The 4,898-nt window shown below is 68.4% G+C and carries 4 protein-coding genes; 1 reads left to right on the top strand and 3 read right to left on the bottom strand.

Annotation, left to right across the window (positions count from 1 at the left end):
* The 3 genes from queC to VFL64_RS09415 form a co-directional block, all read right to left on the bottom strand.
* The coding region (gene queC, locus VFL64_RS09425) for a 7-cyano-7-deazaguanine synthase QueC (RefSeq protein WP_489540124.1) at nt 1-745 on the bottom strand (745 nt) is incomplete at its 3' end.
* Nucleotides 746-775: 30 nt separating this feature from the next.
* Nucleotides 776-2,056 (bottom strand): glutamate-5-semialdehyde dehydrogenase, encoded by a 1,281-nt coding sequence (locus VFL64_RS09420; RefSeq protein ID WP_489540123.1) that lies wholly within the window; start codon nt 2,054-2,056, stop codon nt 776-778.
* Between the two features lie 44 nt (nt 2,057-2,100).
* Nucleotides 2,101-2,610 carry a YceI family protein gene (locus tag VFL64_RS09415; RefSeq protein ID WP_489540122.1) on the bottom strand — a complete coding sequence of 170 codons (510 nt, stop codon included), beginning with the start codon at nt 2,608-2,610 and terminating at the stop codon, nt 2,101-2,103.
* Nucleotides 2,611-2,822: 212 nt separating this feature from the next.
* Here VFL64_RS09415 and VFL64_RS09410 point away from each other — a divergent pair, with 212 nt between their 5' ends.
* Nucleotides 2,823-4,586 (top strand): ATP-binding protein, encoded by a 1,764-nt coding sequence (locus VFL64_RS09410; RefSeq protein ID WP_489540121.1) that lies wholly within the window; start codon nt 2,823-2,825, stop codon nt 4,584-4,586.
* Nucleotides 4,587-4,898 lie beyond the last annotated feature (312 nt).

Genomic DNA, 4,898 nt, shown 5'->3' with positions numbered 1-4,898 from the left:
ACAAATCCATCCGGTCGGTGGCCTGAAACGACGACGGGGTCTGCGTGTTCCGCGAGCGCCAGGCCTTGTAGCCACGCGCGCGCAGCGCGCACGAGGGGCACTGCCCGCAGCCGTAGCCCCATTCGTGGCGCCGCTTGCGCTCGCCCAGGTAGCAGGTGTGGGTGTGCTCGACGATCAGCTCGTTCAACCGCTCGCCGCCGAGTGCACCGCTCAGCTCCCAGGTCTGCGCCTTGTCGAGCCACATCAGCGGCGTCTCGATGGTCATGGGCGTGTCCAGCCCGAGGCTGAGCGAGACCTGCAGCGACTTGAGCGTGTTGTCGCGGCAGTCCGGGTAGCCGGAGTAGTCGGTCTCGCACATGCCGCCCACCAGCACGTTGAGCCCGCGGCGGTAGGCGATGGCGGCGGCGAAGTTGAAGAACAGCAGGTTGCGCCCCGGCACGAAGGTGTTGGGCAGGCCGGTCGAGCTCATCTCGATGGCGCGCTCTTCGGTGAGCGCGGTGTCGGAGATCTGGCCCAGCAGCGACATGTCGACCAGGTGGTCGTCGCCCAGCCGGCCGCCCCACAGCGGGAACTGCGTGTAGATCTGCGAGCGCACCGCGAGCCGGCACTCGAGCTCCACGTCGTGCCGCTGGCCGTAGTCGAAGCCGATGGTCTCGACGTAGCTGAAGCGCTCCAGCGCCCAGGCCAGGCAGACGGTGGAGTCTTGACCCCCCGAGAAGAGCACCAATGCGCGACGGGGTGTCATGTGATTCCTTGTTTGTTTCTTCGAGTGCGTTCAGGTGCGGATCTCGCCCTGGCCCAGCACCACCCACTTCATCGAGGTGAGCCCCTCCAGCCCCACCGGCCCACGGGCGTGGAACTTGTCGGTGCTGATGCCGATCTCGGCGCCCAGGCCGTACTCGAAGCCGTCGGCGAAGCGCGTGCTGGCGTTGACCATCACGCTGGCCGAATCGACCTCGCGCACGAAGCGCATCGCGTGGCTGTGGCTGTCGGTGAGGATGGCGTCGGTGTGGTGCGAGCCGTAGCGGTTGATGTGGGCGATGGCCTCGTCGAGGCTCTTCACCACCTTCACGCTGATGATGGGGGCGAGGTACTCCTCGCTCCAGTCCTGCTCGGTGGCGGCGGTGAGCTTGGCGTTCGGCAGGTCCTTCAGCAAGGCCAGCACGGCGGCATCGCCACGCACCTCGACGCCCTTGGCGGCGAAGACGGCGCCGATCTTCGGCAGGAAGTCGGGTGCCACCGCCTCATGCACCAGCAGCGATTCGGCCGCGTTGCAGGGGCTGTACTTCTGCGTCTTCGCGTTGTCGGTCACGCGCAGCGCGAGTTCCAGATCGACGACCGCGTCGACGTACACATGGCAGTTGCCATCGAGGTGCTTGATGACCGGCACGCGGGCTTCGCGGCTGATGCGCTCGATCAGCCCCTTGCCGCCGCGCGGGATGATCACGTCCACCGACTCGGGCGAGGCGATCAGGTAGCCCACGGCGGCGCGGTCGGTGGTCTGCACCAGCTGCACCGCGTCGGGCGGCAGTCCGGCTTCGGTGAGCGCCGCCTGCACCAGCTTCCACAGCGCGAGGTTGGAGTGAATGGCCTCCGAGCCGCCGCGCAGGATGCAGGCGTTGCCGCTCTTGATGGCCAGCGACGCGGCCTCGATGGTCACGTTGGGCCGGCTCTCGTAGATCATGCCGAACACGCCCAGCGGCACGCGCATCTGGCCCACGTTGATGCCGCTCGGGCGCTGGCGCAGGTTGGTGATCTCGCCGATGGGGTCGGGCATGGCGGCGATCTGCTCGCAGCCTTCGGCCACGGTGGCGAGCACCTTGTCGGTGAGACGCAGGCGGTCGACCAATGGGGCGGCCAGGCCGGCGGCGATGGCGTCGTCGATGTCCTTCTTGTTGGCAGCGGCGAGTGCCTCGCCTTCGCTGCGCAGCAGGCGAGCCAGGGCGAGCAGGGCGGTGTTCTTGACCGCGGTCGGTGCGCTGGCCATGCGGCTGCTGGCCGCGCGCGCGGCTGCGCCCATGTGGGCGATGGCGGCTTGGAGGTCGGTGGAGGTCATGGGCGCATTTTCCCCGGTTTGGCGAGCGACGTCAGCGGCCGCTTTCAGGGCACGCTGCGGATCGCTTCCACCGGGATCAGCAGGCGCACCCGGTCACCGACGAAGGGCAGGCCGTCGGTGATGCCGAACTCGCTGCGGCGGAACTCGCCTTCGAGGTCGGCACCGCACACCTCGCGCGTGAGCAGTGGGTGCGGCGCGCAGTGCAGCTTGGCCGCGCGCAGGCTGATCGGCAGCGACACGCCGTGCAGCGTGAGCTCGCCGCGCACGTCGAGCGGCGCTTCCTTCTTCCAGGCCCAGCCGCGCGCCACGAAGAAGGCCTGCGGGTGGGCCCGGCTGTCCAGGTAGTCGGTGCCGCGCAGCACGCTGTCGAGCGGCCTCACACCCGTGTTCACCGAGGCGATGCCAATGCTCACTGACACCTCGCCCTTGCCCGTGGCTTCGTCCAGCGTGAGGCTGCCGCTGAGATCGTCGAAGCGGCCGCGGCTGGTCGAGGTGCCGAAGTGCGTCACCTCCCAATGCACGCGCGTGTGGGCGGGGTCCAGCAGGTAGTTCACGCCCTGTGCGTGCGCTGGTGGTGCAAGGCACGCAAGCAAGCCCAAACCCACAAGAAAGTGAGTCTGCACGGTAGTGCAAAAACATCGGGTAAGCGTGATCAAACGCATGGGCGTGCTCGCAACTAGGGAGGCCGAAACCGGGAGGCCGCTCGGATAATGCGGCATCTCTGGGTCGGAGGGTTGAGAGGGTCTTCATGCGCGGCGCCTTGTCCATGTCACCCGCCGCTGCGGCCGCGCAAGAGGCCGAGCTGGCCCGCCGCGTTGCCGACGCGCAGACCACCATGCTCTACGAGCGTGCGCCGGTCTCCACCCTCACCGGCGTGGGCTTCGCGCTGCTGGTGTGCGTGGGCCTGCTGCCCTATGTCGACAACACCCTCTGCTGGGGCTGGTTCGTCATGCGCTGCGGCGTGTCGGCGTTGCGCATGGTGCTCGTGCAGCGCTTTGCGCGCGCCGAGCTGCCGAGCGACGGCGTGTGGCGTCGCTGGTTCGGGCTGACGTTGCTGCTCGACGGCTTCACCTGGGGGCTCGCGGCCATCTGGCTCGCGCCCGCGAGCGAGCCCTACGTCACCGCACTGCTGTTCGCCGCCCTGGTGGGCGTGGCGGCGGTGGGCGCCTTCGTGTTGCAGCCGAGCTACCGCGGCTGCATGCTCTTCTTGGCGGCCATGCTGTTGCCGGTGGCCGTGCACAACCTGATGAACGGCACGCGCTTCGGCCTCTTCGTCGGCCTGGGCCTGCTGTGCTTCCTGGTGCTGGTGGCGGTGGAGGCGAGGCGCGGCGAGGCGCGCATCCGCGAGCTGCTGGCCCTGCGCTTCACCACCGACCGCATCGCCGAGGAGCGCGCCGAGGCGCTGCGCCTGGCCCAGCGCCAGAGCAGCGTGAAGAGCCAGTTCCTCGCCACCATGAGCCACGAGATGCGCACGCCGCTGCACGGCATCTTGGGCCTCACGCGCATGCTGCAGAGCGAGAAGCCCGCCGAGCCGGGCGAGCAGCTCGCGCTGATCGAGCGCGCCGGCGAACACCTGCTCACGCTGATCAACGACATCCTCGACTTCTCCAAGCTCGAAGCGGGGCAGGTGCGTTTGTCGCCACAGGTGTTCGATCTCGCGGCCCTGATCGACGACGTGGCTTCGCTGTCGGTGCCCTCGGCCTTCCAGGCGGGCCTGACGCTCACCACGCGCCTGCACATGCCGCGGCCCTGTTACGTGCGCGGCGACCCCTCGCGCCTGCGCCAGGTGCTGCACAACCTGCTGGGCAATGCGATCAAGTTCACCGAAGCGGGGGCCGTCACGGTGGTGGCGCGCCACCGCGATGGCCGTGCGCGCATCGCGGTGCACGACACCGGCGTGGGCATCTCGGCCGACGAGTTGCCGCGCATCTTCGACGCCTTCCACCAGGCCGACAGTTCCTTCACGCGCCGCTTCGGTGGCACCGGCCTCGGCCTCACCATCGCACGCGAGCTCGCACGCGCCATGGGCGGCGACCTGGTCTGCACCAGCCAGCAGGGGCGGGGCTCCTGCTTCACCGTGACGGTCGACCTGGTGCCGGTGCCCGACCCCGTGCCGGCCGCCGAAGCCACCCCAGAAGAGGCGCAGACACTGCAAGGCCATGTGCTGCTGGCCGAAGACAACCCGGTCAATGCCTTGGTGGCCGAGGCGGCGCTGAAGAACATGGGCCTCACTGTCGAGCTGGTCGAAGACGGCCTGCAGGCACTGGCCTCGTTCCGCGCCGCGCCGCCCGACCTGGTGTTGCTCGACTGCCAGATGCCAGTGATGGACGGCTTCGAGGCCGTGCGGCGCATGCGTGAGCATGAAGGTGAGATGGGCTTGCCGCGCACGCCCGTGGTGGCGCTGACCGCGAACGCGCTGCAGGGGGACCGGGAGCACAGCCTGGCGGCGGGCATGGATGAGCATCTGGCCAAGCCGTTCAGGGATGAGGAGCTGCGGGCGGTGTTGCGGCGCTTGCTGGTTCCTGCTTAGGAAGTGAATAGCTGCTTGGGCTGAGCCTCTTCACTCTTCGCTGCTCGCGCACCACTGCCCGCTCAGGCTGAGGTATCGAAGCCTTGTGCTGCTCTTCGCAGTAGTTGTGCACTGCGAGAGGCCGCTGCCGGGATATGCGCCCGGCGGCGCACCTTCTTTTCTTTGCTTGCCTGTTCAGACCGGAGACATGGGTAACGGGTGTGCCAGGACATGGGTAACACCTTCTCAAGTATCGACGTTGAGGTCGATGCGCATGAAGCGTTGATGGCAGAAGTAGACGTCGTGCAGGCCGTCGCGCAGAGGGTTGGGGCG

The organism is Rhizobacter sp. (assembly GCF_035702065.1).
GTDB lineage: Bacteria > Pseudomonadota > Gammaproteobacteria > Burkholderiales > Burkholderiaceae_C > Rhizobacter.
Note: the sequence above shows the minus strand (reverse complement) of the source record. Positions and strands in the feature narration are given on the sequence as shown.

Excerpts from the sequence above, each read along its gene's own strand:
- VFL64_RS09420 (WP_489540123.1), bottom strand. The coding sequence starts at position 2,056 with ATGACCTCCACCGACCTCCAAGCCGCCATCGCCCACATGGGCGCAGCC.
- VFL64_RS09410 (WP_489540121.1), top strand. The coding sequence starts at position 2,823 with ATGTCACCCGCCGCTGCGGCCGCGCAAGAGGCCGAGCTGGCCCGCCGC.